This window comes from Clostridium sp. CTA-5 (genome assembly GCF_054768135.1).
The window spans coordinates 577,090-598,483 of record NZ_BAAAAT010000001.1 but is presented as its reverse complement, the minus strand read 5'-3'; the positions used below and the strand labels follow the sequence as shown (position 1 = coordinate 598,483).

The window sequence follows — 21,394 nt, the reverse complement described above, 5'->3', positions numbered from 1 at the left end:
AAAATACTCCATATATAACCTACATAAGACATTCAAACATAAACTTAAATTTCCGGTTAATACAGAGCATTTTTATTTAAACTACTTATAATTTCCTAATTTAAAAATAGTCTTAAAGAAAAGCTATAATTCTTATTTATCTCTTTCTTCTATACCAGATAATACATTTTGAGGTAACGATTTATAAATTTCTTCAATTTTTTTAGGCTGTATTACTCTATCATTAACTATTATATTTAACATATTAAATAACTGAATAGCATAATTATTATCATCATCAAAATCTATTGTTCCTGGATGAACAGCATTGTTACCTATTACCCTTATAGAATCTAAAGCTTGTTGTATCTGTACAGGAAGTCCTTTCTTAACTAATTCCTTTATATCATCATTTATATTCTTTCCTTTTTCTCCCAAAAGCTTACATAAATGTTGTATTGCTAATCTTAAAAGTGCTGCTGAAGCTTTAGGTGATATTGGATACACATTACGTGCTTCATCATATATTTTTTTAATTTCTTCTGGCATTTCTTCTATTGGAAGTGGTACATTAATTTCGTTTGGTAAAATCATTTTTTCATTTATCCAAAAAGAATATCCCCCACAAACATTACATGTTGCTACTGCCAATTCTTTATTTTCATTCTCGTTAGAACATGTAATATAGTCAAAGGTAAATTTTCTTTGGGTTCTATCTTTATACATAGTTCTATAATCCCATTTTTGTTCTGTTATTGCTCCACAGCTAGGACATGTAAAGCTCTTTTTCTTATATTCTGGTTGTATATACTTCAATTTAATCCCCCTAATTTACAACATTTTTCTTTTATTTTATAATTAATTCCATTTTATTTCAAGTAATAAGCATTTACTCTATATATTTACATAAAAATATAAAAGGGGATCGAGAATTTATGAGAGGTTATATGGTCAATAACCCAAGATATTCAGTATTACATGTAAGGGCATGTCCTAATAGATACCTCTTACTTATTATTATAAATGTTATTTTTAATTATTTTTCTCAAATTCTTCTCATTTTCTTATCATGATATTTTTTAATTTCTTTTACTTCACTTTTATTAATATACCTTTCACTTCCCTTTTCTATAACTAAGTAGCATTCTGGATATTCTAAGAAAAATTTACATACTACAGTTTCTGATTTTGTAACTAAATAATATAAATATTCATTTTTTAATGTATTAACAATTGGTGTTACACTATTTGATATTATGAATGTACTTAAACTTACTAAACCAAAAAATGTTATTGTAAGTATTTCACCTCTATTTTGTAATTTTATTCCATTCGGTATGTATACAAAAAGTATTAAAGCAATGCTTGAGCCGGTAAAAATTATTGATATTATCTTATTAGCAATATTTATCCACTTATTATCAAATATAGTTTTTTTATTCTGTTTTTTAATTTCATTTTTAAATTTTTCTTCTAATTTTTTTCTTGCTTCTTCTATTGAGTACAAAAATAGTTGAGTTGTATATATTACTATAAATGTAAACAACATAGCAATAATTAATGCTATTACTTGAATCCCATTTTCAGGAATAACAGTGGTATTTATAAGTGTGCTTGGATTATATATTATTACTCCTAATCTTATAAATGAATTAATTATACTAACGGATATAAGCATATAACTTACGCTTCTAGTTACTGCATCAAAATTAGATTGCTTTCCAGGCACGTTTATATATTTATTTCTTATACAATCTAATAACAAATTATTTAATGCTTTTATAAATATACCTAATATAGTTGCCGCTGTAGTTATCACTACTAAAGTATCTCTTATTAATGATATTTTATTCATCATTCTCCTCCCCTTTCATTAGGTAATTTTACCAAATAATTCTGTAACAAACAATATAAAGACATCTAAATAACTAGATGCCTTTTTCTATTATTTATACATCCACATAGAATCAGCAATATTCTCAACTAATTCTTCCCTATGTCTGTAAGCAGTAGCTTGAGCCATATTAAGTTGCATTGCTATATAAGGTACTTCTTTTTCATCTCCATATTTCAGCTCTATAAATCTTTTATCTTCTTCATTAAGCATTTCTATATTAGTATCCATAATTCTTATAAAAGATTGCATGTCCATTATTTTAGATTCTGCTTTAATCTTTTGCCTTATCTTTTCTACTTTTCTTTTTTCTAGTTTAGTAACCTCATTCTCCATTTGCTTTTCCATATAAGAGCTTCCACTAATACTTGATTGAACTCTTTCTCCACATCCTGCTCCTGGTGGCATTGTATCTAAGCTAATATAGTTATGAACATTTCTTATTTGATTATCTATAACTTTAATTTGATCCTCTAGCATTTCAACTTTTCGATATTTTTTATTAATTTTATTTTTATATCTATAGTAACGTTTAAGCTGATCTTCTGTTTTATCAAACAATTCTTTATCCATCTTATCACCTAGCCTTCATGTGATGATTTTCTTTATTACGTTCTATTTCTTCTGTAAATCTTTCTAAAGTTTTGCTTTCTTCTTTGCACTCTTTTAATTCATTTTTCGATTCTTTTGATAAAAAACCATGGTCACAATCATCTAACATTTTTAATCCTTCATATACATTCTTTTTTAATTTTAATTTATCTCTTAATGCGTGTTTTAATATACAGCAATCTTTGTAACTTAAATTTATTAAAAATTTGCTCATAGCTATATCCTCTTTTTATCTACAATCTTTAATAAAACTTCATTTTCCTTTATAGATATGACTTTTAATCTAACACTTGAATAGATATTTACAGCTGTATTCTTTTTTACCTCATATGTTTGTCCTACCTCTAAATCTATATTTTTAAGTTGCTCTACAATAGCCTTATTTCCTATAGTTTTTACATTGTTCCACATATTTAAAAATTTATATTCCATGTTAATCCCCCTAACTATTTTTTAATTCTGTTCGCATCCAGGTAAGCTTTGACCTTAATATTTCAATTTCTGACCTTAAATTATTTACTGCATCTAATGCTACAAAGTAAGCTGATTCTGCTATATCTCTATTAAGTCTTAACTCTGCTACTCTTTTATTTCCTTTGGCCATATATATAATTAAAGTAGCTGGATACTTCTCTGTCTTAAGTTTCAATATTTCTTGAGCTAATGCTACTCTGTATTTTTTCTCTGTTTCAGCTTTCTTTAATCCTAATGTTTTAAGCTCTATATTACCTTTAGATAGTGCTAAAATACATTTATCCAAATTTTCCATTAATAATTCTGGATTCATCTTATCCTCCTTATGAATTGCTAAGCCTGTACATATTTCAATTTAGCTTGTCTACAGGCTTGTAACTCTGTTTATTTATGAATAATTAGAGTTGCTGTAATTCAAATTCAACTCTTTCCAATTCCTCAGTCCATAGTTTATTAACTATAAGCTCTACTACTTGACTATCATCATCATAAGCAATTTTATTTAGTGAATCTAAAATTATCTTTGCTATATTATCTGCATCTGGTTTCTTTTGTGGACGTTCTAGTCCTTCTCTTATAGCTTTTAATCTCTTTTTTGTGTAACTCTTAGGTACTTTATGATAAACATTAATTACTGCTTTAACTGGACCATCAATATGTTTTCCATCCTGTTGTTGATAACAAATCTTTACCCAGTTTTCATAGTTAACAGTATCTTCAGGTGTTACTGCATGTCTACCAAATACTCTTGGACGAGCTTTACCCTTAATTTTTCCTTCTACTACTATCATTTGTACCTCCCATTAAAAACACATTTGATTATTAGTTTCTTGAACTTCTCTTAATAAACCACCTTGCAATTTTAAACTGCTAATATAATTAATTGCTGTATCAATATCTTTTCTTAATAGATTGTGATAAGCAGTAATGTTGAAATACTCCTTAATACTTCTCCAGACATATCTATAAACTTTACTTCTAATCTTTTTATTTTGGTATGCAGCACTTTCATTCCCACAGCATAGTTTTTTGACTTCTATATCTACAGCCAACTTAATATTGCATGCTTGGCCATGATCTATTGTCATGTTATTTTCTAAAGTATTTACCTTACTTTCAACTTTATTAAGCTTTTCCTCATGTTCTCCCAAAACTTGATATTGAAGTCTTAATTGATCCATAGGTGATAATTGTTTAACTTTAAAAGCTTTTTTCTCACATTCTATAAAATAGTTTCTATACTCATGAGATTTTTCTGTTCTCGCCATCATTGCAATATGTTTTGCAAATTCTAAGCTAATAGCAAAATCTTGTGTTTCATTACCCTCGACATCAAGTCGAACCCCTACAAAATCGTGCCCTGCATGGAAAAATTCATTATTTACTATATTAGTTGTATACCATCTTGACCATTGAGATTTATTTAATCCTAGCCCTAAATATAATTCTCTTGCACTTACTGTTTTCATACCAGTGTCTGTTGTATTTAATTTTATTAATTCATTCATTTGCTTGTCCTCCTTATTATCAAATGATTATCATATGAGAATATAAAACTAGTATCGTAGCATTTTTAAACTCTCATATTTAGTTTTTTTACTTTTCTATATAGTTAGTAACATTTTTAATCACTAAGTTAATTGATCCATCACCATTTTTTATAATCTCAAATTTATTTTTATCATTATAAGTTTCTTTATTGATATAAAGATCAATTTCTTTATCAATATTAAGTCTTACTCGCTTTAATTTTTTCTCAATGTAAGTTTTATCTATTGCTACATCTTCTGTTATAGCTTTCATCTTTAAATCTGTAGTAAAGCTTTCTTTTAAGTTATTGTCATGTTTAAATAACTCTTGTGCTAATTCATCTAAGTTTATTGAATCATTTTCTTCTAACTTATTTTTAATTGTACTTCTAACTTTTTCAGCTAGAACTGCATCATTTACTATAGCTCTTCTTACAAAGTTTTCACTTGCTTGAATAAATTCTTTTGTCATATCCCTCTCATTTGTAACTATTGAAGAGTATAAATAATCTGATAAGAATAAATTAATTCCTAGCTCTGTATCTTCCTTAGTTCTCTTTTTCTTATCTAAAACATAAAGATTAAATAAATCATCTTCTCTAAAAGGTTTTATAAAAGCTGCCTTTTGAACTTTTTGACCTCTTCCTGGAAGCCCTGCTGTTTGTTGTACTATATCTACTCCTATTTTTTCATCTATAAATTGAATTTCATGTGTAAAATTTTTAATATAATCCATCTTTAAAATTCCAATCATTGACCCTTTATCTGTAATTAAAGATATAACAATTAAATCACATGATGGAATATTTTCATCTAGTTGCATTACAGCAAATAATTGTCTAGCTAATTTTTTTGAAACAGATATTAAATCATTATCTATTCCATTTAAATAATCTTTAACACATTCCTTAACAGTATTAGTACCTTGCAAAAATTTTGCATATTTAAGTTCATCATCTTTTAAGCATTTCTCTACATGCTTATATAAGAACTTGTACACTTCTTCATTTAGTTCTAACATATATTCATTTAAAACTGGTTCTGCTGCATTTCTATCTAATACATGAATTACAGCTTGATTTATATTAATATCATTTATATATTCCATTATCTTTTCTCCTAAATTATTAAACTACTAATCTTCTATATTCATTCCTTAAGTTTTCCTGACTTAATTGCGCATAAATCTGAGTTGTAGTTGGAGTAGTATGGCCTAAAATTCCTTGAACTCCTTCAATCCTCATTCCGCTATTTAATAGCCTAGTCGCCTGAGTTCTTCTAAATTTATGAGCATGAACCCTTTCAGTTACATCTGTCCTATCCCTTATCTTTTTAATAATTAACTGTAGAGCTCTGGTTCCTATTACTTGATATGGTGCTTTTTGTGATATAAATAAATAATTTGACTCTCCTTTTCTTGTATTTATATATTCTTGCATATGAAGTTTAGCTTTAGTAGAAAAATAAACTATTCTCTCTTTACTTCCTTTTCCTGTTACCTTTATGCTTTGTTCTGACCAGTTAATATCATCTAAAGCAATATTGTCTATCTCGCTAATTCTGCAAGCTGTACTATCTAACAATTCAAACAATGCCTTTTCTCTTTCTGTTTTACATCCTTCTCTTAATTTTTCAAGATTCTCTGCTTTATAAGGTTGCTGAATGATTCTTGGCACCTTTGTTTGTTTTAGCTTATAAGCTGGATTATTTAAAATGTATTCCTCTGATTGCAACCATCCGAAGAAGTTTTTTAAACAAGTTATATATCCATTAACAGTACTTGCTTTCTTACCTTTTCCTAAGAGTGCCAAGAACATTCTTAAATCCATTGTGCTTATAGTAGAGCATGGTTTAGTAAAATATTGATCTAGCTTATTAAGAAATAATCTGTAATTATATAATGTCTTACTGCTTAAACCTTCTAGTTTCTTACAAGCAAGATATAATTGAGCCTTTTCTTCTATATCACTACAAACTAGTTCTGTACATTTTGTTTGTACTTCATAGTTGTATAAAGTCTCATCTATAGATCTTTTAATTTCTAATTGCAAATCTAATTTTTGTTCTAAAAAAGGTAATAACAATGTTAATTTTCCTATTAATTTAATGCTTACTTCTTCGTTTAAGTTGCTCATTTTCTCTTCCCCCTCTTATGAAATTGATTATTTATTGAGAATGAAGTTTTACAAAAATATCTCCACTTCATTCTCTATTTAGTTATTTCATCCTGTAGTAGTATTGTGAACTAATTCTCATTTATTTTTTCTAAATCTCTTTGTGCATATATCACATTCTTTTCACAATTTAAACACGTTGATATTAAACCTTCTGTACCATAATCAATCCAACCATAACAGTAATATACTGGTTTTCCATTGTTATCATGATATTCAATACTTGGCTTACCTTTTGTTTTAACTTCACCATTTTTAACTGCTTGACAACTCATTTTTAATCTCCTCCATGTCTAGTAATGTTATATTCATTATAGTTATTTTACTTACTCCAGTTTTTTCAATCTCTTTAATTACTAAGTCACCATCATCTTTATTTCTTATTTTAAAAAATGTATCAAAGAAAAGATTCCCATAACCCATTCCTCTATTTAATGCATCTTGACATACATAACTTACGAAATAATAATATTTCATTCCTTATCTCTCCTTCGTACTTTTTACAACTTGTCTAAATAATAGTATTGTGTAAAATTAGTTTATTTCTTTCACATATTCGTTATATATATCACTATCTATATCACATATCCAAATACCATCAACACATAGTCCCTCTTCGCCTAATTCAATTAATAATTCCTGTCCCTTTTTATATTTTATATTGGTAGAATCATCCTCAAAATCTTTTTTAAATATAAACATTACCATCAACCTTTCTTTCGTCAAATTTACAACTTGTCTAAATAATAGTATTGCGAATTATTTAATATTGAAATCCAGTTGGTCTTCTGTATATATTTCATCATGTCTATCTTTGTATCCATGTTGTCTATATTGTCTAACCTCAACAATATCTCCCACTTTAATACCATTTTCAATGTCAAACTTATCCACTTTAATAATTTTTGCTTTTTTATACTCCATAACATTCACTCCTCTTATCATTTTGCTGACATCAGTAATATGTTCGCACTTTTTACATATTACGAATTATTTCTATCCTCAATATTTTCGCCACATTGTTGACAATCACCAGAATATTTAGCACATTCTTCACAAATTTTATATGGTGGAATATGTGGTGTAGTTATCGCTTTTCCGCATCTTTCACAATTGGAATAACTAAATGCACTCATGGTCACCATTTCTTCACACTTCTTACAAAACATTTTTATTTCCTCCTTAAATTTACAATCAATCATTAAAGTTCTTGCAAGTAAACAAGATACATATTTATCTCTTGGAGAATTACAAATCTGATTTACACTATCATTTGTGCAAGTAGGATTATTTATATTCATTATTTTATAACAACAATTTTTGCATTTCTTATCCATACTTTTTCCTCCTTTACATATTGAATAGCATTGCTCTTAACACATTCTCTCTTCATCTTCATAATAAATACGTGCTATTTTATCTTTATGAACCTTAACACAATCTTTATATAAAAATTTAAATTCTTCATCTGCTGCATTATAAGGTTCTGTTTCAATTGATCCAGCATATTTCTTATTGATAATATAATAATCTCCTTCTTTATCTGTTTTTAAAGGATTATTAGTACGATCATCCCAACTTGTAGTAAATGGTACAACTTCTCCATTTATATATTCAATAAACCATCTATGAAGAATATGCTTAAACCTTCTTATTTCACATTGAATTAATGAGTTATATGCTTTAAAATATTCTTCTGTATACCCATAATATAATCTATAAAGACCATTACAAAGATTGATCCACATCTCATTATCTCCAAAATTAGGAGTCCAATAATGTTCTATTGTAGGATCAAAATTAGGTATGGTTCCATGCAAAGCATATTCTAAATACATGTTTAAAATATGTCTAGATTTATCTACACAACATGCAGAACCTTCCCTTAATGTACAAAGTTCTCTTATATTACGTTCTAAGAAACCATAATTAATAAATATAAAATCTGCTTTACTTTTATCTTTTATTTCTTCTCCTGGAGCTTCATGCATTGTTCTAGTTATTGCTTTTAAACCATTATTAACTTTACACATAATAAAGCAGTTAAAATCTTCTGGCCCATCTATCTTATATTCACTTTCTTCTAAATTAGCCAAAGCATTTGCTGTTAATTTTATAGCTTCTTCATCTGATTTTGCTGTAAAACTCCTTAACAATACTTCTATAGCTTCTTGCATTTTATCTTTATTCATCTTTCTACACCCTTTCTAACTTCTACATTCCACTAAGTAACATTTGAAATAGTTTCTGATGATCTTGTACAATTTCATTAAATAACTTATAATCATAATGAACTATTGAATCATAACTTCTTTCAAAAGCTCTTTCACCTTTTCTTCCAATAATCAAATAATATCCTGATCTTTTCCTTAAAGTTATATCTAAATCTTCTTCACAATACTTTATAGAATCTTTATGGTAATAGCACTCTACTCTATTCCAACCAGTGCTATCTCCATCTACTGAATAAGTATTAACTTTATCCTTTCTTCTTCTATCAAACTTTCTAACGCCAATACTTATCATATATTCAACAAATACTCTTGCTAATTCTTTAGTATCATAAGCATCTAAAATCTTGTAAGCTTCATCTTTACTTATTTTCCCCATATTCCTTTACCCTTTCCCCCTTATTAAATTTATTTATTCATTTCATCATTTAAAAATTTAACACTTTGCTCTTTATCATTTACAAATTCTCTTATATCATCAAGCTTTATAGCTCCTATTGTATGTTCTTCATGTTGTATTATAAGTAAATTTTTATCTTCAAATTTACAAAATCTAAATTCCATACTTTCTTCGTCCTTTCTGACTATTGTAAAATTAAAACTGCATAAAGTTTAATATCATAAGATTCCTTCTTTGATTGAATTAGTTCTTAATATTTCTAATGCTCTCTTAATAGTTAAGCCAGCTTCTACATTCATAACTGCTAATTCTATTAAATCCTGCAATCTTGTTTTTAATATTGCATTTTCATTTTTTAAATTAGTAATTTGAATCTCCTTAGTTTTTATAACTCTCTTAAGATAGTTATTTTCTATAGCCAGGTCCATTTTAAAATCCCCCTTTAACTCATAAATTGTCTTAACCTATAATTGCATTCATTGTTAAATACATTTCCAAATCTTTTACCACACATTTCTAATATTCTTCCTGCTAATGCTTCATCTAAATCTAAAAGCATATTAGGCGTACATTCTGTAGAAATTAAAGTTAGTAACTTATTAGAATATCTAAAATTAATAATAGGATAAATATGATTCATATCTGCTGGTGTTATTTCTCCTGCAAGTCTTCCTTTCTTTACTTTATCTTTAAATAAATCATCAATTATAAGTACTTCTGCCCTCTTATATCTGTTGCTTAATTTGTTGTAATATTCATCATCCATAGCATTAGATTTTAGTTCCCTAGTAGCTTCAAGATAAGGCATATACACTACTTTAATTTTTTGTTCTAATAAAGCTTTTCCAACAGCTAATACTAAATGCGTTTTTCCACCTCCTGGTTGTCCCATAAGGCATAACCACTTTTCTTCTTCTAGATCATTAAAATTTGTAATATATTCATAAGTCTTTTCTTTAGCTCTTTTGGTTAAATCATTGTATGGTTTATAGTCATTAAGCTTTTTAACATCCATAGGATTGACACCAAAATTTTCCCAAAGTCTATTAAGATAATCTGTTTCATAACACTCACATCTTGAAAAACCAGTATCTGTTTGAATCCAACCAGTATCTCTACATTTAGAACATTTATAATTAGTCGAATTCGAATTTGTACTGTGGTCCTTCCTTTGTTCCATTATTCTCATTAGACTTGCTGGTAGTTCCATTTGTTTTCCCTCCTTTTGCAGCTTTAAAACCTTTTGTTCTCCAATTTTTTAATATCCCCTTAACATACTTTATATTTCTAACACCTTGTTCATTAGCTTCTTTCATAGCTTCTATTACCCAAGTTTCTGTGTATTGTTCTGATAATATTTTTAAATCTTCTTTATTTGTAGGATTAATTAGTCCAAATCCTAGTTGCTCATATAACAATAATAAATTAGTAGAACTGTTACTATTAAGATTGTTAATAGTAATACTGTTAATATTACTACCGTTATTTTGAACGCTTTCAAATTGAATGCTTTCATTTTGAACACTTTCAAATCGACGGTGTTCAAGAACTTTATTTGGTTCTATTTCAATTTGATATATATTCTTTTCTCTTCGATTTCCATTTCTTTGTTTAATAATTGTTATATATCCTTTATCAACTAATTCTTTTCTAAACTTATAAAATCTTTTATCTCCCATATTAAGCTCATGCATCATTAATTCTGCACTAGGAAAGGCAGTAACTCCACTTCCAGCAAAGCTACAAATATAACTATAAATTGCTTTAGCTTCTGCACTTAACTCTTTATTTCTCATAACGGTTTTAGCAACTATTCCATAACCTTCTCTATAAATAGAATCTTTACTAAAATTTAATTGGTCATTCATCTTTTCACCTTCCTTAGTTGAATATTTTCTAGTATTTTGGATATAATAAAAATAGATTTATTAAGTATGGTAATAGTAATATCACTACTTAATTTAATTTGTTGAATATAAACCTCTGCCAAGGTTTTATTCTGTAGTTTTTTTGCTGTAGCTCCCTTATGGGAGCTTATTTTATTTCTAGTCCTGGTATTGCTGCATAAGTTTTAATTCCTGTCATTTCTTCAATCTCTTCTTTAAATCTATCCGGATTACCATTGTCATGTGATATATGAATAAGTGTTATATCCTTAGTTACTTCTAAATCCCAAGTTTTAAGAGTTTCTTTTAATGTTTCTAATGACATATGACTTTTTATAGTTCTTGCTCTCCATGCAGGTAATGTTGGTAATACATCTTCTGAATAATTACATTCAATAAAGATGTGGTTTATATCTTTAAATCTGTTTCTAAGGTAATAAGTATCAGTTGCAAATAATATTTTCCCTAATTCTGGATGATATATTAAAAAGCCAAGTGGTTCATTTACATCATGTTCAGTTTTAAAAGGTAATATAAGAAAATGACCTATAGGATACACATATTTAGTACTAATCATAGTAATTCTGTGTAAATACTCACTATTTTCTAATCCTATTCCTTTTTTAGTTCCTTCACTCATATAAACATCTATTCCACTTTTCATAGCATCATTTACACCTTTACTATGGTCCTTATGTTCATGAGTTACTAATGCACCTACAACCTTACTTAAATCATAATTTAAAGCTTTTTTGATATTCTTAAAGTTAATTCCTAATTCAAGCAAGAGAATTTCTTCTCCAGCTTGAATAATATATGAATTTCCTGTTGATCCAGTAGCAACTACTTTAATCATTAAAATGGTTCATCTCCTAATTTCATTTGTTTATTTGCTTCACTTTGAACTTTTTCAGCTTTTACTTCATCTACTGGAATATCAATTGGAATATCAATTATTTCTTGGTTTGCATTTTCTTTAATTTCTTCTTTAACTTCTTGATGTGTACTTTCAACAATATCTTTTTCATCATACTCATATGTTTTATTAACAATCTCTACAAGTGCATCTGAATCATCACTTGTTTTAGTAAAGTGTTTGCAAGCTCTATTTATAACAGTTTTTTTACACATTTCTCCTTTAAAATCCATATGAGCTTTTGAAAAATTTTTAAAGAAAGGTTTCATTTTCCAAGCACTTTCTATTTGCTTTATAGTCATCATTTCAATAAAATTTTCTTCATTTTCTAAAATTACCATTGCATAAGCACCACGAATTTTATCATCATCTATATTGTCAAATTCCTGTTCATGTTTTAATATTTTCATTCTTCCATTTGTAGGATCTATAGTATATTTAAATTCATCACCTTGATAAATTACATTTGCAACTACATCTACAACACCTTTTAATCTTTTAGCTGCAGCTATATTTCCTAAATAAGACTTCATTAATTGAAGCTTCCCTCCAAATACTATAAAATAGCATTGATCCTTTGCTGGAGATAAACCTTGTAATACCATATTGTATAAAGTTTCTATAATTGAATTTTTGCTACATACTTCTAATGCTGGTTTATCAGTTTTATCTTTAACATCTTGTAACTTTAACCAAGCTGAATTAATTGCATTAGATGCTGAATAATTTTTAGGTAAAACTATTCCTGTATCTTTTTTTAAAGTTTCAATCTTTGCCATTACATTGTTTAATGCATTTTCTTTTGTAATAGTTAATCCTGTTTCGCTCATTAGTTATTCACCTCAACTTTTATATTTTTATCCAAACTAACAACTAGCTTGATTAATTGACTATCTGTATTACCTATTTCATTTATAGCCTCAGCATTATCTATAAAAACTGGTGCTGATACTTTGTAATGTTGACATAGAGTATTTATTATGCTTAATCCAGCATTTATTCTACTTGCAGTATTTGCATTACTAAATGGAACTCCATTTATAAGTGCTTCACATGTTTCTGATAGACCACCATTCACTTGTTGGTTAAATAGTTTAAATGTTACTGCTCCTTTAAATTTTTTGTTTATACTATCTTCTAAAAGCTCAACTTTAGTTCTTATAAACTCTTCACCTAGATATTGTTGTCCTTCTAATTCAGCAATCTTAATTTGTAAGTCTTTTTCTTCTTGATTAAGTTCTTCCATTCTCTTCTTAAGCTCTGAATTAGTATCTTTTTTGCCTAATATTTTTGTAATATCTTCTACTTCTTCTTGTAATGCTCTCTTTTTAGCTTTCAATTCTGAATTATCTACTTCCTTAAATTCTTCTATTTGATTTTTTAATTTATCAATCTTAGAATTTAGTTCTTCTTCCCCTTTAAAATGTATCTCTTTTGTAATAGTTAAAGGTTCTTTTTCTTTTTCAAGTAACTCTAATTGTTCATCTAATGATGTTTTTTCTAAATTCATTCCTTTTATTAATGCTGCTATTTCTTGAATTTCTTTATCACAAGATTCTATTTTTATAGTTAATTTTTCAATATCAGCTGCTATGATCTTACCATCGGTTATAATTTTTGATATAAGTTTAGATTTCTCTATATTAAATCTACTTTCAGCGTTAGTTTTAATTTCTCCAAGTTTATCTGTCTCGTATTCTCTTCCACATGTTGGACAACAAATTAATGAAGTATCAAATTCAAATTCTTTATCATATTCAATATGATATTTATCAAGTAGCGCTTGTTTTTCTAGCTTTTGTTCCTCTAAATCTTTCTTAACAGCTTCAATATATTTATTTTTTCTTTCTTTATCTCTTTCTGAATCTTGAATTTTATAAGCTAAGTCTTGAACTCTATTTCTTACTTGATTTATATTGTTTTGAATATCATCTAAAGGTTTATTTGCACTTTTTAAAACTTCTTGTTGTTTTTTAGAACGTTCCTCTTTAAGTTTATAAAGTTCATCTTGAAGCCTTAACTTTGTATCATTAACTTTAGATTCATCTGCTATTTGTTCATCAATAACATTAATCTTACTTTGAATATGTGCTTTTTTAAGTTCCAATTCTGAAAAATCAACTTCTACTATTGAGTTATTACATTCATCTATACGATAAGGTATTGATTTAACTTGTTCTTTAAGTTTTGAAATACTTGCCTTAATCCTCTTATTAAAATTATCAATGCCATCAGTTAATAAAGCTTTTAGTGGTTCTAAATCTTTGTTATAGTTGATTACATTTTCTTCACTTATGTCTCCTATAATGTCAAGTAAGATTTCTCTTTGTTTGGTCCAGTTAAGTGAGCTAAAATACAAAGGGTTAGTTACCATCTTAAATAAATTTTCATCTATAAGCTCATTTATCGCTGTTTGATATTCTTTTTGCTTTACTGGAATATCATCTATCTCAAATTCTGTTGTACATCCCTTAAGTTCTTTTTCAGCCTTGCCATTAGGTTTTACCCATCTTTCCTTTAACCTTCTTTTAAATGTTTTTTCTACACCATCAACTTCTAAATATCCTATTACATAATGTTCTAATCCATGAATTACGTTATTATATTCATCTAATGTTTGTACTTCAAAGTCCTTTTTATCGTGACTGTCTTTTCCAAATAGCAGCCAGCTAAATCCATCAAATATAGTACTTTTGCCTGTTCCGTTTTCTCCTAAAATACTTGTTAGTGTTCCAAATGTAACTGTTAATTCTTTAATACCCTTAAAATTTTTAATTTCTAATTTTTTAAGTCTAATCATGTAATAACCTCCTAATTTTAATTAAATTGTGTTATACTAAACGTGAATTATTTTGTAAGTTGCTAAGTTTTAAGTTTCCTAGGCTTTTCTTAGCAGCTTATTTTTGTATTGATGAACATTCATCTAAAAACTCTATCACCTCTCTGTTATCATCCTTTAACTTTAAAAATGCATCTTTTGCAGCTTCTAAATTTCCATCATTTAAATGACCTTCAACATCAGCCAAATCCTGATTAAGCGTATAAATTGAAATCACCTTATTCACCTCCCTTAATAACATTCAATATAGGAAATCGTTTAATTGTTGTCTTAAATTCATCTTCTGCTAAGAAATAATTCCTTGAAATCTTTACAACTTCAAGCTTATTGTTTTTATGCATGAACTCTTTGCCTATTCTTAAGCAAAACACTTGTTATTCTCCCCTTTCTTAATTCTTTAGCTTTTTGTTTTTCTTTTGCTTCTTTAGCTCTACACCAAGGGCAAACATATCCATCAACAGGTATTTGAGCTTTTATACTGATGTTTCAGTATTCTCTACATTGACAACATTTAGCTTCCATAGCATTCACCTAAATATTTATTAAGTAAATTAAAATTGGAATAATAGCTGCAAATGTAATTGAACCTCGATTATCCTTCTTAGTACCTATTAATTTAAGTGATTTAAATCCTAAAATTAAAATAACTACTATAGAATAAAAATTTAAAAATGCTTTTCCACCCTCCATCATTTTTACCCCACCTTTTATTAGATTTTTGTAATTAATACAATCTTCCTTGCATAGAATATATTGAGAAACTCTATGCTTTTTTCCTAATAAAAAGTTTTTTTAAAAGGCATTTCTGCCTATTTCTCTATTGTTCTTTACTCTCTAAATATTTGATAATTGCTTCTACTTGAGTTGGCGTACATTTTTTCATTATCATTTCAGCTTGAAAATCAGCTATTTTGTTGTATACATCTGTCATATCTTCTGGGAGATTAACTTTGACTTTTAGCATTTAACCACCTCATTGTTAATCTATTCTTCTTATCCTATTTTGGTTACATTTATTTGACTAAGTTGTATTTTATTTAATAGTTTTAATTTTATTTTTTTGAAGAAACTATACTCAAATAGTATTCGATAAGTTTACTCTATCTGCAAAAAAAAGTTGTTCTATTGATATATTAAAATAATCTGACATTTTTTTAGCTTCTTCAAGAGAGAACTGAGTTTTTCCAGTTTCTTTTTTACTATAAGTTGTTAAAGATATTCCAAGTATCTCTGCAACTTCTTCTTGCTTAATACCTTTCAACATCCTATAAGCTTTTAATGTTTTATTTATCATCATACCACCTCCTCTTTTCGTAAACTTTATGTTTACTTGGTATATTTATATATTAATCAACTTTTAGTTGACTGTCAACACTTTTTTTGACTTTTTCTTTAAATTATATTCTTTTTGTTTACTATCATTTATATAAATCAACAAATAGTTTATAATTATTTTATATTAGGAGTGATAAAAATGACTGATATTCTTAGTAAAAGAATTAAAGAAAGAAGGTTATTATTAGGATATAATCAACCTGAATTAGCTAAAATATTAAATGTAAGCAAACAAACCGTTTCTAATTGGGAAAAAGGAAATAGAACTCCTGATGCAGAAACATTAATAAAATTAGCTAATATATTTTCTGTGTCTGTTGATTTTCTTTTAGGCAAAACAAATAATGTTGAAAATACAAAAAAAGAATATGATCCAATGGATAAAGCTAAAGAAATTTTAGACGTGATAAAAAAAGCTGGAATAAATCTTGAAAATATTGATTATGAAAAATTAGAACAGCTTTTAAGATTAGCAAATGTAGAAAAATAGAAGTAGTCCTAGGCAATGCTAGTACATACTTCTATTTTTTTGCATTCTTTTTCAAGAAAATCTAAATCTATATTTTCTCCGTGTCCCGGAATCTTATCTAATAAATCTGCTATTTTAATTAAAGATATCTTTTCTAAGTTTGTACAATCTATTTTGTTTGTCATCCTCTCCAACCCCTAAATTATTCTTATTCCATACATATGTTCTCTTATTATTCTACTACTACATCCATATATTAGTCAATTATTTTGCGAACACATGTTCTATTAACATTTATAAAATGGCTTGTTTACTTGTTTTATATTATATATTTTTTATTTCAAATTGTTCTCTTTTCTTTACTGTGTTTTTATTATAAACCCAAAAATATATCTCTGTCAGAGATACTTTAATGAATAATGAATTTTCGTTCCCTATAATAAATGAAAAAATGACATATACATAAAATATGTCATTTTTCTACATAACTCCATATATAATTTTTATGTTTTTTTTGCTTATTTGTACAGCAAGCATAAATTCCATTATATTTATATCCGTGTTCTAATGCTTCTTTTATGCTACTCCAAATTCTTACTAAATGAAGATTTTCATCATATTGGTATAATTTTTTAGTTTTATAATTAGTATTTTGAGTTCTTTTTTTATAATCAGTATTTGCAACTGTTTTCTTATAATTAATATGTGCTATCCTTTTAGAAATAGCATTTCCATATGTATTATTATATTTAATTGTACACCACTCTAAATTATCAACTCTTGGATTACTTGGGTTTTCATCTTTATGATTTACTATAGGGTAGTTATTAGGATTAGGGATAAATGCTTCCGCCACTAGTCTATGTACTCTGTATTTTTTATTTTTACAACTATTTTTATATAATGCTACTACTATATATCCATCTTTGTTTTTATGATTTTTAACTAATTTATCAAGCTTTCCATATATGGCTTTTACTTTTTTTACACGTCCTAAATTGCTAACTTGATATAATCCTTCATATCCTATAATATCCTTCCATATTTCATTGTCTAAATTATCTACCATAAATACACCTCTAATATAAATAGTTTATTATATATATTAACTCTAAAAATATATATAATCAATATATTACCATATTTCCCTCCCATCTACTATTAGTTGCTATATCTTTATAGTTTATATTTATAATAGGTAGCTTTAATAAGGAGTTAAACATAAGATGGATAATCCAAAGATAAATTTAAAGTATTATAGAGAACACAAAGGCATCTCTCAAAGACAATTATCAATTATGCTCAGCATCAGTCAAGGTTATATATCTGCTATAGAAAAAGGACATAAATCACCTACTATACGTATGCTTTATAGGCTTGCAGATGCTCTTGAAATTTGCCCTCGATTACTATTACCTTGTATAATAGAATGTAGAACTAGATGTGATTTTGAGGAGAATTTAAAATGAGAGTAGCAATATATAGTAGAAAATCAAAATTTACTGGTGTTGGAGAATCTATAGAAAACCAGATAGAAATGTGTAAAGATTATGCAAACAGTAAATTTAAAAATGATAAAATTGAATTTTTTATATTTGAAGATGAAGGTTATACAGGTAGTAATACTAATAGACCACAATTTAAATTATTAATGAAAAGCATAAAAGAATATGATGTATTAATATGTTATAGATTAGATAGAATAAGTAGAAATGTAGCAGACTTTTCTTCTACATTAGAACTATTACAAGCTAATAGTTGTGATTTTATCAGTATAAAAGAGCAATTTGATACTAGTTCCCCTATGGGTAGAGCTATGATATACATAGCAAGCGTATTTGCGCAACTAGAACGTGAAACTATTGCAGAACGTGTTAGAGATAACATGTTAGAAATGGCTAAACGTGGAATGTGGACCGGTGGAAGAACTCCACTAGGTTATGACAGTGAGTCTATACTATATTTAGATACTGAAGGAAATGAGCGTAAATCAGTTAAACTAGTGAAAAATGAAGAAGAATTAAAATTAGTAAATTTAATATATGAAACTTATTTAAAAGAAGGATCTCTGCACAAGACAGAAGTTTGGTTTACACAGCATAATATAAAATCTAATTCAGGTGTTTTATTAGAAAAAACTTCTTTAAAAGTAATTCTTCAAAATCCTGTATATGTTAAAGCAAACGATAAAGTTTTACAATGGTTACATGATGATGGTTGGAACGTATACGGTACTGCTGATGCTGAACATGGAGTATTAAGTTATAATAAAACAGAATCTATTACTATTAATGGTAAAGCAACAAAAAAGGTAAAAGATAAATCTGAATGGATTGCTGCTGTTAGTGAAAAGGTCGAAGGAGTTATTGATGCTGACACATGGATTTCTGTTCAAGAACAATTTAAAAGAAATAAAGATACCTTTCCTAACCTTGGTAAAACAAATAATGCAATATTAACAGGTAAGCTTAAATGTAGTTGTGGAAATACTATGATTGTAAGCCATGGTAAAATTTCAAAAACTACTGGCAAACAACTTTTTTATTATGTTTGTAGCATGAAAAGAAGATCTAAAAGTCAATTATGTAATGCTAAGAACTTAAAAGCTGTGGAGATAGAAACATCTGTATTAACAGAGTTAGAAAACCTAGCAAAAAATAAGCAAGATTATTTAGATTCTCTTAAAAAAAGAAATAAAGAAAATTTAAAGACAAATAATCAAAGTAATAAAAAAGTTATTTTAGAAAAACAAATTGCAGATAAAAAGAAACAAATAGATAATCTTGTAAACAAGCTATCGTTAGATGATAGTATCTCAGATATTTTAATTGATAAAATTAAATCTTTAAAAAAAGATGTTAAAAAGATAGAATTGGAGTTATTAGAGATAACTACTGATATCGAAGATAATAAAAAAGAAGAATTAAATATTAGTTTTATTTCTACTATATTAGATAAATGTATAAATATCAGAATTTTACCAACAAGTGAACAAAAACAATTAATTAATGCTATAACAGATGATATTATATATAATTCTGAAACACAAGAAATTGAAATTAATATTATAGGTTCTAAAAAAAAATAAATGAGGATTTGGAAAATATTATAGAAAGCTTGTCCTTTTGTTCACCTTGGACATGCAAAGCTAATGACTACTTATTATCCATTAGAGAAATTAAGGAAAATTAAAGGATTAGAAAATGCTAAATATGTTGATCCATATGCCGGAAGTAAAGGTAATTCAATTAGATATCTTTCTGTTGCCCCTAGAACTAATGACTTAAAAGTTGTTGGAGTAGATAATTTATTCTGTGCTGGGGAAAAAAGTGGCTTATTTGTAGGTCATACTGAAGCAATTTGCACTGGTTCTTTAGCTGGACATAATGCAGTTAGATTAATAATGGGAATGCCTCTTCTTATACTTCCATCTTCTATTGCAATTGGGGATATTATAAGTTTTGCAAATGAAAAAGCTAATACAAGAGAAGGTAGAAAAAATAGATATACATTTGCTGGAGCTGGTTACTTCAAGAGAATGCAGGAACTAGGGCTTTATACAACAAATATAGATGAAATACAAGATCGTGTTAAGAAAGTTAATTTGGACAATATATTTGAACAAAAGCTATGTTAAAAATCAGATAAAAATCAGGAAGCTTAAAACACTTCCTGATTTTCTTATTGTTTATAAATATAAGAATATTTGAAACTACATAATATTACATTTTATCTTATATGTTATTAAAAAACTATTTATAGTTTTCGTAGACAAGTTCCTTAACATTGTGATTTTCAAATGCAACAGTTTCTAAAACATGATTATATATTTTTTGCGTTTGATTCCATCTGTCAGGACAATTTAAAACAACTATTATTATATCTCTGCCCTTATGATTAATAGATGAAACTAAACATTTACCTGCTCCACCTGTGTATCCTGTCTTTACACCATTTGCTTCTGGTATAAGCCATAATATCTTATTTATATTATTATAATCTCTCGTAAAATTATATTTATCTTTTGAAATCTGTTTACTGCCAACAATCTCTCTAAATAAATCATATTTCATTCCTTTAGCTGTCAATATAGCTAAATCATACGCTGATGAATAATGTGAATTACTATCTAATCCATGTGGAGATTCAAAATGCGAATCTATTACGCCTATTCCTTTAGCATAATGATTCATTATTTTAGCAAATCCTTCTATTGATCCTCCTAATGATTCTGCAATAGCTATTGCTGCATCATTTCCAGATTTAAACATCAGTCCAAATACTAACTCTTTTAATGTAATTTCTTCTCCTGCTTTATATCCTACCTTAGAACCTCTAATACTTGCAGCATTTTTACTTATAGTTACTTTATCATCTAACTTACCTTGTTCAATAGCAATAATTGCTGTAAGTATTTTAGTTGTACTTGCCATAGGTACTATTTCATATCCATTTTGTTCAAAAAGAACTTGACCTGAATCCCTATCTAAAGCAATTGCACATCTTGCATTAACTCTAAAATTATTTTTTATTTTATTATCTGCTTTAACAGTCGTTGAGAAAATTTGAAAAAATATAATATTTATTAATAATATTATTATATTATTTTTAATAATTTTTCTCATAATACTCACCTTCTTAATCACTATTTAATCC

35 protein-coding genes and 1 pseudogene are annotated in these 21,394 nt (G+C 27.2%); 4 read left to right on the top strand and 32 right to left on the bottom strand.

What is annotated here, in order from left to right:
* Positions 1-132: 132 nt before the first annotated feature.
* From ACYUET_RS02765 to ACYUET_RS02625, 29 genes are all read right to left on the bottom strand, one after another.
* Positions 133-795 carry a DUF4145 domain-containing protein gene (locus ACYUET_RS02765; RefSeq protein WP_460277710.1) on the bottom strand — a complete coding sequence of 221 codons (663 nt, stop codon included), beginning with the start codon at positions 793-795 and terminating at the stop codon, positions 133-135.
* Between the two features lie 229 nt (positions 796-1,024).
* Positions 1,025-1,834 (bottom strand): hypothetical protein, encoded by an 810-nt coding sequence (locus ACYUET_RS02760; RefSeq protein ID WP_460277708.1) that lies wholly within the window; start codon positions 1,832-1,834, stop codon positions 1,025-1,027.
* A gap of 90 nt (positions 1,835-1,924) precedes the next feature.
* Entirely contained in the window at positions 1,925-2,446 is a 522-nt protein-coding gene (locus ACYUET_RS02755; protein ID WP_460277707.1) for a transcriptional regulator, read from the bottom strand.
* A gap of 4 nt (positions 2,447-2,450) precedes the next feature.
* Entirely contained in the window at positions 2,451-2,699 is a 249-nt protein-coding gene (locus ACYUET_RS02750) for a hypothetical protein (protein ID WP_460277705.1), read from the bottom strand.
* 2 nt (positions 2,700-2,701) lie between these two features.
* Positions 2,702-2,917, bottom strand: coding sequence for a hypothetical protein (locus ACYUET_RS02745; RefSeq protein WP_219778054.1), 216 nt, complete (start codon positions 2,915-2,917; stop codon positions 2,702-2,704).
* A gap of 10 nt (positions 2,918-2,927) precedes the next feature.
* Positions 2,928-3,272, bottom strand: a complete 345-nt coding sequence (locus ACYUET_RS02740) for a hypothetical protein (protein WP_460277703.1) — start codon at positions 3,270-3,272, stop codon at positions 2,928-2,930.
* 85 nt (positions 3,273-3,357) lie between these two features.
* Complete coding sequence (locus tag ACYUET_RS02735; protein WP_460277702.1) at positions 3,358-3,750, bottom strand: RusA family crossover junction endodeoxyribonuclease; 393 nt, start codon at positions 3,748-3,750, stop codon at positions 3,358-3,360.
* Positions 3,751-3,762: 12 nt separating this feature from the next.
* Positions 3,763-4,467 carry an ORF6C domain-containing protein gene (locus ACYUET_RS02730; protein ID WP_460277700.1) on the bottom strand — a complete coding sequence of 235 codons (705 nt, stop codon included), beginning with the start codon at positions 4,465-4,467 and terminating at the stop codon, positions 3,763-3,765.
* 88 nt (positions 4,468-4,555) lie between these two features.
* Positions 4,556-5,596 (bottom strand): nucleoid-associated protein, encoded by a 1,041-nt coding sequence (locus tag ACYUET_RS02725; RefSeq protein ID WP_460277698.1) that lies wholly within the window; start codon positions 5,594-5,596, stop codon positions 4,556-4,558.
* Between the two features lie 19 nt (positions 5,597-5,615).
* Positions 5,616-6,623, bottom strand: coding sequence for a tyrosine-type recombinase/integrase (locus ACYUET_RS02720; RefSeq protein ID WP_460277696.1), 1,008 nt, complete (start codon positions 6,621-6,623; stop codon positions 5,616-5,618).
* A gap of 110 nt (positions 6,624-6,733) precedes the next feature.
* Complete coding sequence (locus ACYUET_RS02715; RefSeq protein ID WP_460277694.1) at positions 6,734-6,937, bottom strand: hypothetical protein; 204 nt, start codon at positions 6,935-6,937, stop codon at positions 6,734-6,736.
* Positions 6,918-7,139: a hypothetical protein gene (locus ACYUET_RS02710; protein ID WP_460277692.1), complete on the bottom strand. Its 222-nt coding sequence runs from the start codon at positions 7,137-7,139 to the stop codon at positions 6,918-6,920. Before ACYUET_RS02710 ends, ACYUET_RS02715 begins: the two co-directional genes overlap by 20 nt.
* A gap of 57 nt (positions 7,140-7,196) precedes the next feature.
* Complete coding sequence (locus ACYUET_RS02705) at positions 7,197-7,364, bottom strand: hypothetical protein (RefSeq protein WP_460277690.1); 168 nt, start codon at positions 7,362-7,364, stop codon at positions 7,197-7,199.
* 57 nt (positions 7,365-7,421) lie between these two features.
* Positions 7,422-7,586: a hypothetical protein gene (locus ACYUET_RS02700; protein WP_460277688.1), complete on the bottom strand. Its 165-nt coding sequence runs from the start codon at positions 7,584-7,586 to the stop codon at positions 7,422-7,424.
* Between the two features lie 59 nt (positions 7,587-7,645).
* Positions 7,646-7,999 (bottom strand): hypothetical protein, encoded by a 354-nt coding sequence (locus ACYUET_RS02695; RefSeq protein WP_460277687.1) that lies wholly within the window; start codon positions 7,997-7,999, stop codon positions 7,646-7,648.
* A gap of 36 nt (positions 8,000-8,035) precedes the next feature.
* Positions 8,036-8,854 carry a hypothetical protein gene (locus ACYUET_RS02690; protein WP_460277686.1) on the bottom strand — a complete coding sequence of 273 codons (819 nt, stop codon included), beginning with the start codon at positions 8,852-8,854 and terminating at the stop codon, positions 8,036-8,038.
* A gap of 22 nt (positions 8,855-8,876) precedes the next feature.
* Entirely contained in the window at positions 8,877-9,272 is a 396-nt protein-coding gene (locus ACYUET_RS02685; RefSeq protein WP_460277684.1) for a zinc ribbon domain-containing protein, read from the bottom strand.
* 29 nt (positions 9,273-9,301) lie between these two features.
* Positions 9,302-9,457, bottom strand: coding sequence for a hypothetical protein (locus ACYUET_RS02680; protein ID WP_460277682.1), 156 nt, complete (start codon positions 9,455-9,457; stop codon positions 9,302-9,304).
* 54 nt (positions 9,458-9,511) lie between these two features.
* Entirely contained in the window at positions 9,512-9,721 is a 210-nt protein-coding gene (locus ACYUET_RS02675) for a glucose-1-phosphatase (protein WP_460277680.1), read from the bottom strand.
* A gap of 14 nt (positions 9,722-9,735) precedes the next feature.
* Positions 9,736-10,503, bottom strand: coding sequence for an ATP-binding protein (locus tag ACYUET_RS02670; protein ID WP_460277679.1), 768 nt, complete (start codon positions 10,501-10,503; stop codon positions 9,736-9,738).
* Positions 10,430-11,161, bottom strand: a complete 732-nt coding sequence (locus tag ACYUET_RS02665; RefSeq protein ID WP_460277677.1) for a helix-turn-helix domain-containing protein — start codon at positions 11,159-11,161, stop codon at positions 10,430-10,432. The genes ACYUET_RS02670 and ACYUET_RS02665 overlap by 74 nt, the downstream gene beginning before the upstream one ends.
* A gap of 166 nt (positions 11,162-11,327) precedes the next feature.
* On the bottom strand, positions 11,328-12,035 hold the full coding sequence (locus tag ACYUET_RS02660) for an MBL fold metallo-hydrolase (protein WP_460277675.1): 708 nt from the start codon (positions 12,033-12,035) through the stop codon (positions 11,328-11,330).
* Complete coding sequence (locus tag ACYUET_RS02655; RefSeq protein ID WP_460277674.1) at positions 12,035-12,925, bottom strand: recombinase RecT; 891 nt, start codon at positions 12,923-12,925, stop codon at positions 12,035-12,037. The genes ACYUET_RS02660 and ACYUET_RS02655 overlap by 1 nt, the downstream gene beginning before the upstream one ends.
* A complete protein-coding gene (locus tag ACYUET_RS02650) occupies positions 12,925-14,895 on the bottom strand; it encodes a DUF2813 domain-containing protein (RefSeq protein WP_460277673.1) in 1,971 nt (656 codons plus the stop codon). Before ACYUET_RS02650 ends, ACYUET_RS02655 begins: the two co-directional genes overlap by 1 nt.
* Before the next feature lie 97 nt (positions 14,896-14,992).
* Positions 14,993-15,151 (bottom strand): hypothetical protein, encoded by a 159-nt coding sequence (locus ACYUET_RS02645; protein WP_460277672.1) that lies wholly within the window; start codon positions 15,149-15,151, stop codon positions 14,993-14,995.
* 1 nt (position 15,152) lies between these two features.
* On the bottom strand, positions 15,153-15,305 hold the full coding sequence (locus tag ACYUET_RS02640; protein ID WP_460277670.1) for a hypothetical protein: 153 nt from the start codon (positions 15,303-15,305) through the stop codon (positions 15,153-15,155).
* A 160-nt stretch (positions 15,306-15,465) separates the two neighbouring features.
* On the bottom strand, positions 15,466-15,627 hold the full coding sequence (locus ACYUET_RS02635; RefSeq protein WP_460277669.1) for a hypothetical protein: 162 nt from the start codon (positions 15,625-15,627) through the stop codon (positions 15,466-15,468).
* Positions 15,628-15,751: 124 nt separating this feature from the next.
* Entirely contained in the window at positions 15,752-15,898 is a 147-nt protein-coding gene (locus ACYUET_RS02630; protein ID WP_460277668.1) for a hypothetical protein, read from the bottom strand.
* Positions 15,899-16,009: 111 nt separating this feature from the next.
* Positions 16,010-16,228 (bottom strand): helix-turn-helix transcriptional regulator, encoded by a 219-nt coding sequence (locus tag ACYUET_RS02625; RefSeq protein ID WP_460277666.1) that lies wholly within the window; start codon positions 16,226-16,228, stop codon positions 16,010-16,012.
* Between the two features lie 180 nt (positions 16,229-16,408).
* On the opposite strand from ACYUET_RS02625, the gene ACYUET_RS02620 reads away from it, so the two are divergent.
* Complete coding sequence (locus tag ACYUET_RS02620; protein ID WP_460277664.1) at positions 16,409-16,759, top strand: helix-turn-helix transcriptional regulator; 351 nt, start codon at positions 16,409-16,411, stop codon at positions 16,757-16,759.
* A gap of 8 nt (positions 16,760-16,767) precedes the next feature.
* Here the strand turns inward: ACYUET_RS02620 and ACYUET_RS02615 are convergent, their stop codons facing one another.
* Both ACYUET_RS02615 and ACYUET_RS02610 read right to left on the bottom strand, forming a co-directional pair.
* Entirely contained in the window at positions 16,768-16,923 is a 156-nt protein-coding gene (locus ACYUET_RS02615; RefSeq protein WP_460277663.1) for a hypothetical protein, read from the bottom strand.
* Positions 16,924-17,210: 287 nt separating this feature from the next.
* Positions 17,211-17,807 (bottom strand): NUMOD4 domain-containing protein, encoded by a 597-nt coding sequence (locus ACYUET_RS02610; RefSeq protein ID WP_460277661.1) that lies wholly within the window; start codon positions 17,805-17,807, stop codon positions 17,211-17,213.
* A gap of 157 nt (positions 17,808-17,964) precedes the next feature.
* On the opposite strand from ACYUET_RS02610, the gene ACYUET_RS02605 reads away from it, so the two are divergent.
* The 3 genes and pseudogenes from ACYUET_RS02605 to ACYUET_RS02595 all read left to right on the top strand — a co-directional run.
* Entirely contained in the window at positions 17,965-18,207 is a 243-nt protein-coding gene (locus ACYUET_RS02605; protein ID WP_460277660.1) for a helix-turn-helix domain-containing protein, read from the top strand.
* Entirely contained in the window at positions 18,204-19,826 is a 1,623-nt protein-coding gene (locus ACYUET_RS02600) for a recombinase family protein (protein WP_460277659.1), read from the top strand. The genes ACYUET_RS02605 and ACYUET_RS02600 overlap by 4 nt, the downstream gene beginning before the upstream one ends.
* Positions 19,827-19,874: 48 nt before the next feature.
* A pseudogene (locus ACYUET_RS02595) lies at positions 19,875-20,375 on the top strand (FAD-dependent oxidoreductase); the annotation flags it as partial.
* Between the two features lie 115 nt (positions 20,376-20,490).
* Here the strand turns inward: ACYUET_RS02595 and ACYUET_RS02590 are convergent.
* Positions 20,491-21,363 (bottom strand): D-alanyl-D-alanine carboxypeptidase family protein, encoded by an 873-nt coding sequence (locus ACYUET_RS02590; RefSeq protein WP_460277658.1) that lies wholly within the window; start codon positions 21,361-21,363, stop codon positions 20,491-20,493.
* Between the last annotated feature and the right edge of the window lie 31 nt (positions 21,364-21,394).

What these genes read in the sequence shown, in the direction of transcription:
- ACYUET_RS02760 (WP_460277708.1), bottom strand. Translation starts at nt 1,834, where the DNA reads ATGAATAAAATATCATTAATAAGAGATACTTTAGTAGTGATAACTACA.
- ACYUET_RS02755 (WP_460277707.1), bottom strand. Translation starts at nt 2,446, where the DNA reads ATGGATAAAGAATTGTTTGATAAAACAGAAGATCAGCTTAAACGTTAC.
- ACYUET_RS02750 (WP_460277705.1), bottom strand. Translation starts at nt 2,699, where the DNA reads ATGAGCAAATTTTTAATAAATTTAAGTTACAAAGATTGCTGTATATTA.
- ACYUET_RS02745 (WP_219778054.1), bottom strand. Translation starts at nt 2,917, where the DNA reads ATGGAATATAAATTTTTAAATATGTGGAACAATGTAAAAACTATAGGA.
- ACYUET_RS02740 (WP_460277703.1), bottom strand. Translation starts at nt 3,272, where the DNA reads ATGAATCCAGAATTATTAATGGAAAATTTGGATAAATGTATTTTAGCA.
- ACYUET_RS02735 (WP_460277702.1), bottom strand. Translation starts at nt 3,750, where the DNA reads ATGATAGTAGTAGAAGGAAAAATTAAGGGTAAAGCTCGTCCAAGAGTA.
- ACYUET_RS02730 (WP_460277700.1), bottom strand. Translation starts at nt 4,467, where the DNA reads ATGAATGAATTAATAAAATTAAATACAACAGACACTGGTATGAAAACA.
- ACYUET_RS02725 (WP_460277698.1), bottom strand. Translation starts at nt 5,596, where the DNA reads ATGGAATATATAAATGATATTAATATAAATCAAGCTGTAATTCATGTA.
- ACYUET_RS02720 (WP_460277696.1), bottom strand. Translation starts at nt 6,623, where the DNA reads ATGAGCAACTTAAACGAAGAAGTAAGCATTAAATTAATAGGAAAATTA.
- ACYUET_RS02715 (WP_460277694.1), bottom strand. Translation starts at nt 6,937, where the DNA reads ATGAGTTGTCAAGCAGTTAAAAATGGTGAAGTTAAAACAAAAGGTAAG.
- ACYUET_RS02710 (WP_460277692.1), bottom strand. Translation starts at nt 7,139, where the DNA reads ATGAAATATTATTATTTCGTAAGTTATGTATGTCAAGATGCATTAAAT.
- ACYUET_RS02705 (WP_460277690.1), bottom strand. Translation starts at nt 7,364, where the DNA reads ATGTTTATATTTAAAAAAGATTTTGAGGATGATTCTACCAATATAAAA.
- ACYUET_RS02700 (WP_460277688.1), bottom strand. Translation starts at nt 7,586, where the DNA reads ATGGAGTATAAAAAAGCAAAAATTATTAAAGTGGATAAGTTTGACATT.
- ACYUET_RS02695 (WP_460277687.1), bottom strand. Translation starts at nt 7,999, where the DNA reads ATGGATAAGAAATGCAAAAATTGTTGTTATAAAATAATGAATATAAAT.
- ACYUET_RS02690 (WP_460277686.1), bottom strand. Translation starts at nt 8,854, where the DNA reads ATGAATAAAGATAAAATGCAAGAAGCTATAGAAGTATTGTTAAGGAGT.
- ACYUET_RS02685 (WP_460277684.1), bottom strand. Translation starts at nt 9,272, where the DNA reads ATGGGGAAAATAAGTAAAGATGAAGCTTACAAGATTTTAGATGCTTAT.
- ACYUET_RS02680 (WP_460277682.1), bottom strand. Translation starts at nt 9,457, where the DNA reads ATGGAATTTAGATTTTGTAAATTTGAAGATAAAAATTTACTTATAATA.
- ACYUET_RS02675 (WP_460277680.1), bottom strand. Translation starts at nt 9,721, where the DNA reads ATGGACCTGGCTATAGAAAATAACTATCTTAAGAGAGTTATAAAAACT.
- ACYUET_RS02670 (WP_460277679.1), bottom strand. Translation starts at nt 10,503, where the DNA reads ATGGAACTACCAGCAAGTCTAATGAGAATAATGGAACAAAGGAAGGAC.
- ACYUET_RS02665 (WP_460277677.1), bottom strand. Translation starts at nt 11,161, where the DNA reads ATGAATGACCAATTAAATTTTAGTAAAGATTCTATTTATAGAGAAGGT.
- ACYUET_RS02660 (WP_460277675.1), bottom strand. Translation starts at nt 12,035, where the DNA reads ATGATTAAAGTAGTTGCTACTGGATCAACAGGAAATTCATATATTATT.
- ACYUET_RS02655 (WP_460277674.1), bottom strand. Translation starts at nt 12,925, where the DNA reads ATGAGCGAAACAGGATTAACTATTACAAAAGAAAATGCATTAAACAAT.
- ACYUET_RS02650 (WP_460277673.1), bottom strand. Translation starts at nt 14,895, where the DNA reads ATGATTAGACTTAAAAAATTAGAAATTAAAAATTTTAAGGGTATTAAA.
- ACYUET_RS02635 (WP_460277669.1), bottom strand. Translation starts at nt 15,627, where the DNA reads ATGATGGAGGGTGGAAAAGCATTTTTAAATTTTTATTCTATAGTAGTT.
- ACYUET_RS02630 (WP_460277668.1), bottom strand. Translation starts at nt 15,898, where the DNA reads ATGCTAAAAGTCAAAGTTAATCTCCCAGAAGATATGACAGATGTATAC.
- ACYUET_RS02625 (WP_460277666.1), bottom strand. Translation starts at nt 16,228, where the DNA reads ATGATAAATAAAACATTAAAAGCTTATAGGATGTTGAAAGGTATTAAG.
- ACYUET_RS02620 (WP_460277664.1), top strand. Translation starts at nt 16,409, where the DNA reads ATGACTGATATTCTTAGTAAAAGAATTAAAGAAAGAAGGTTATTATTA.
- ACYUET_RS02615 (WP_460277663.1), bottom strand. Translation starts at nt 16,923, where the DNA reads ATGACAAACAAAATAGATTGTACAAACTTAGAAAAGATATCTTTAATT.
- ACYUET_RS02610 (WP_460277661.1), bottom strand. Translation starts at nt 17,807, where the DNA reads ATGGTAGATAATTTAGACAATGAAATATGGAAGGATATTATAGGATAT.
- ACYUET_RS02605 (WP_460277660.1), top strand. Translation starts at nt 17,965, where the DNA reads ATGGATAATCCAAAGATAAATTTAAAGTATTATAGAGAACACAAAGGC.
- ACYUET_RS02600 (WP_460277659.1), top strand. Translation starts at nt 18,204, where the DNA reads ATGAGAGTAGCAATATATAGTAGAAAATCAAAATTTACTGGTGTTGGA.
- ACYUET_RS02590 (WP_460277658.1), bottom strand. Translation starts at nt 21,363, where the DNA reads ATGAGAAAAATTATTAAAAATAATATAATAATATTATTAATAAATATT.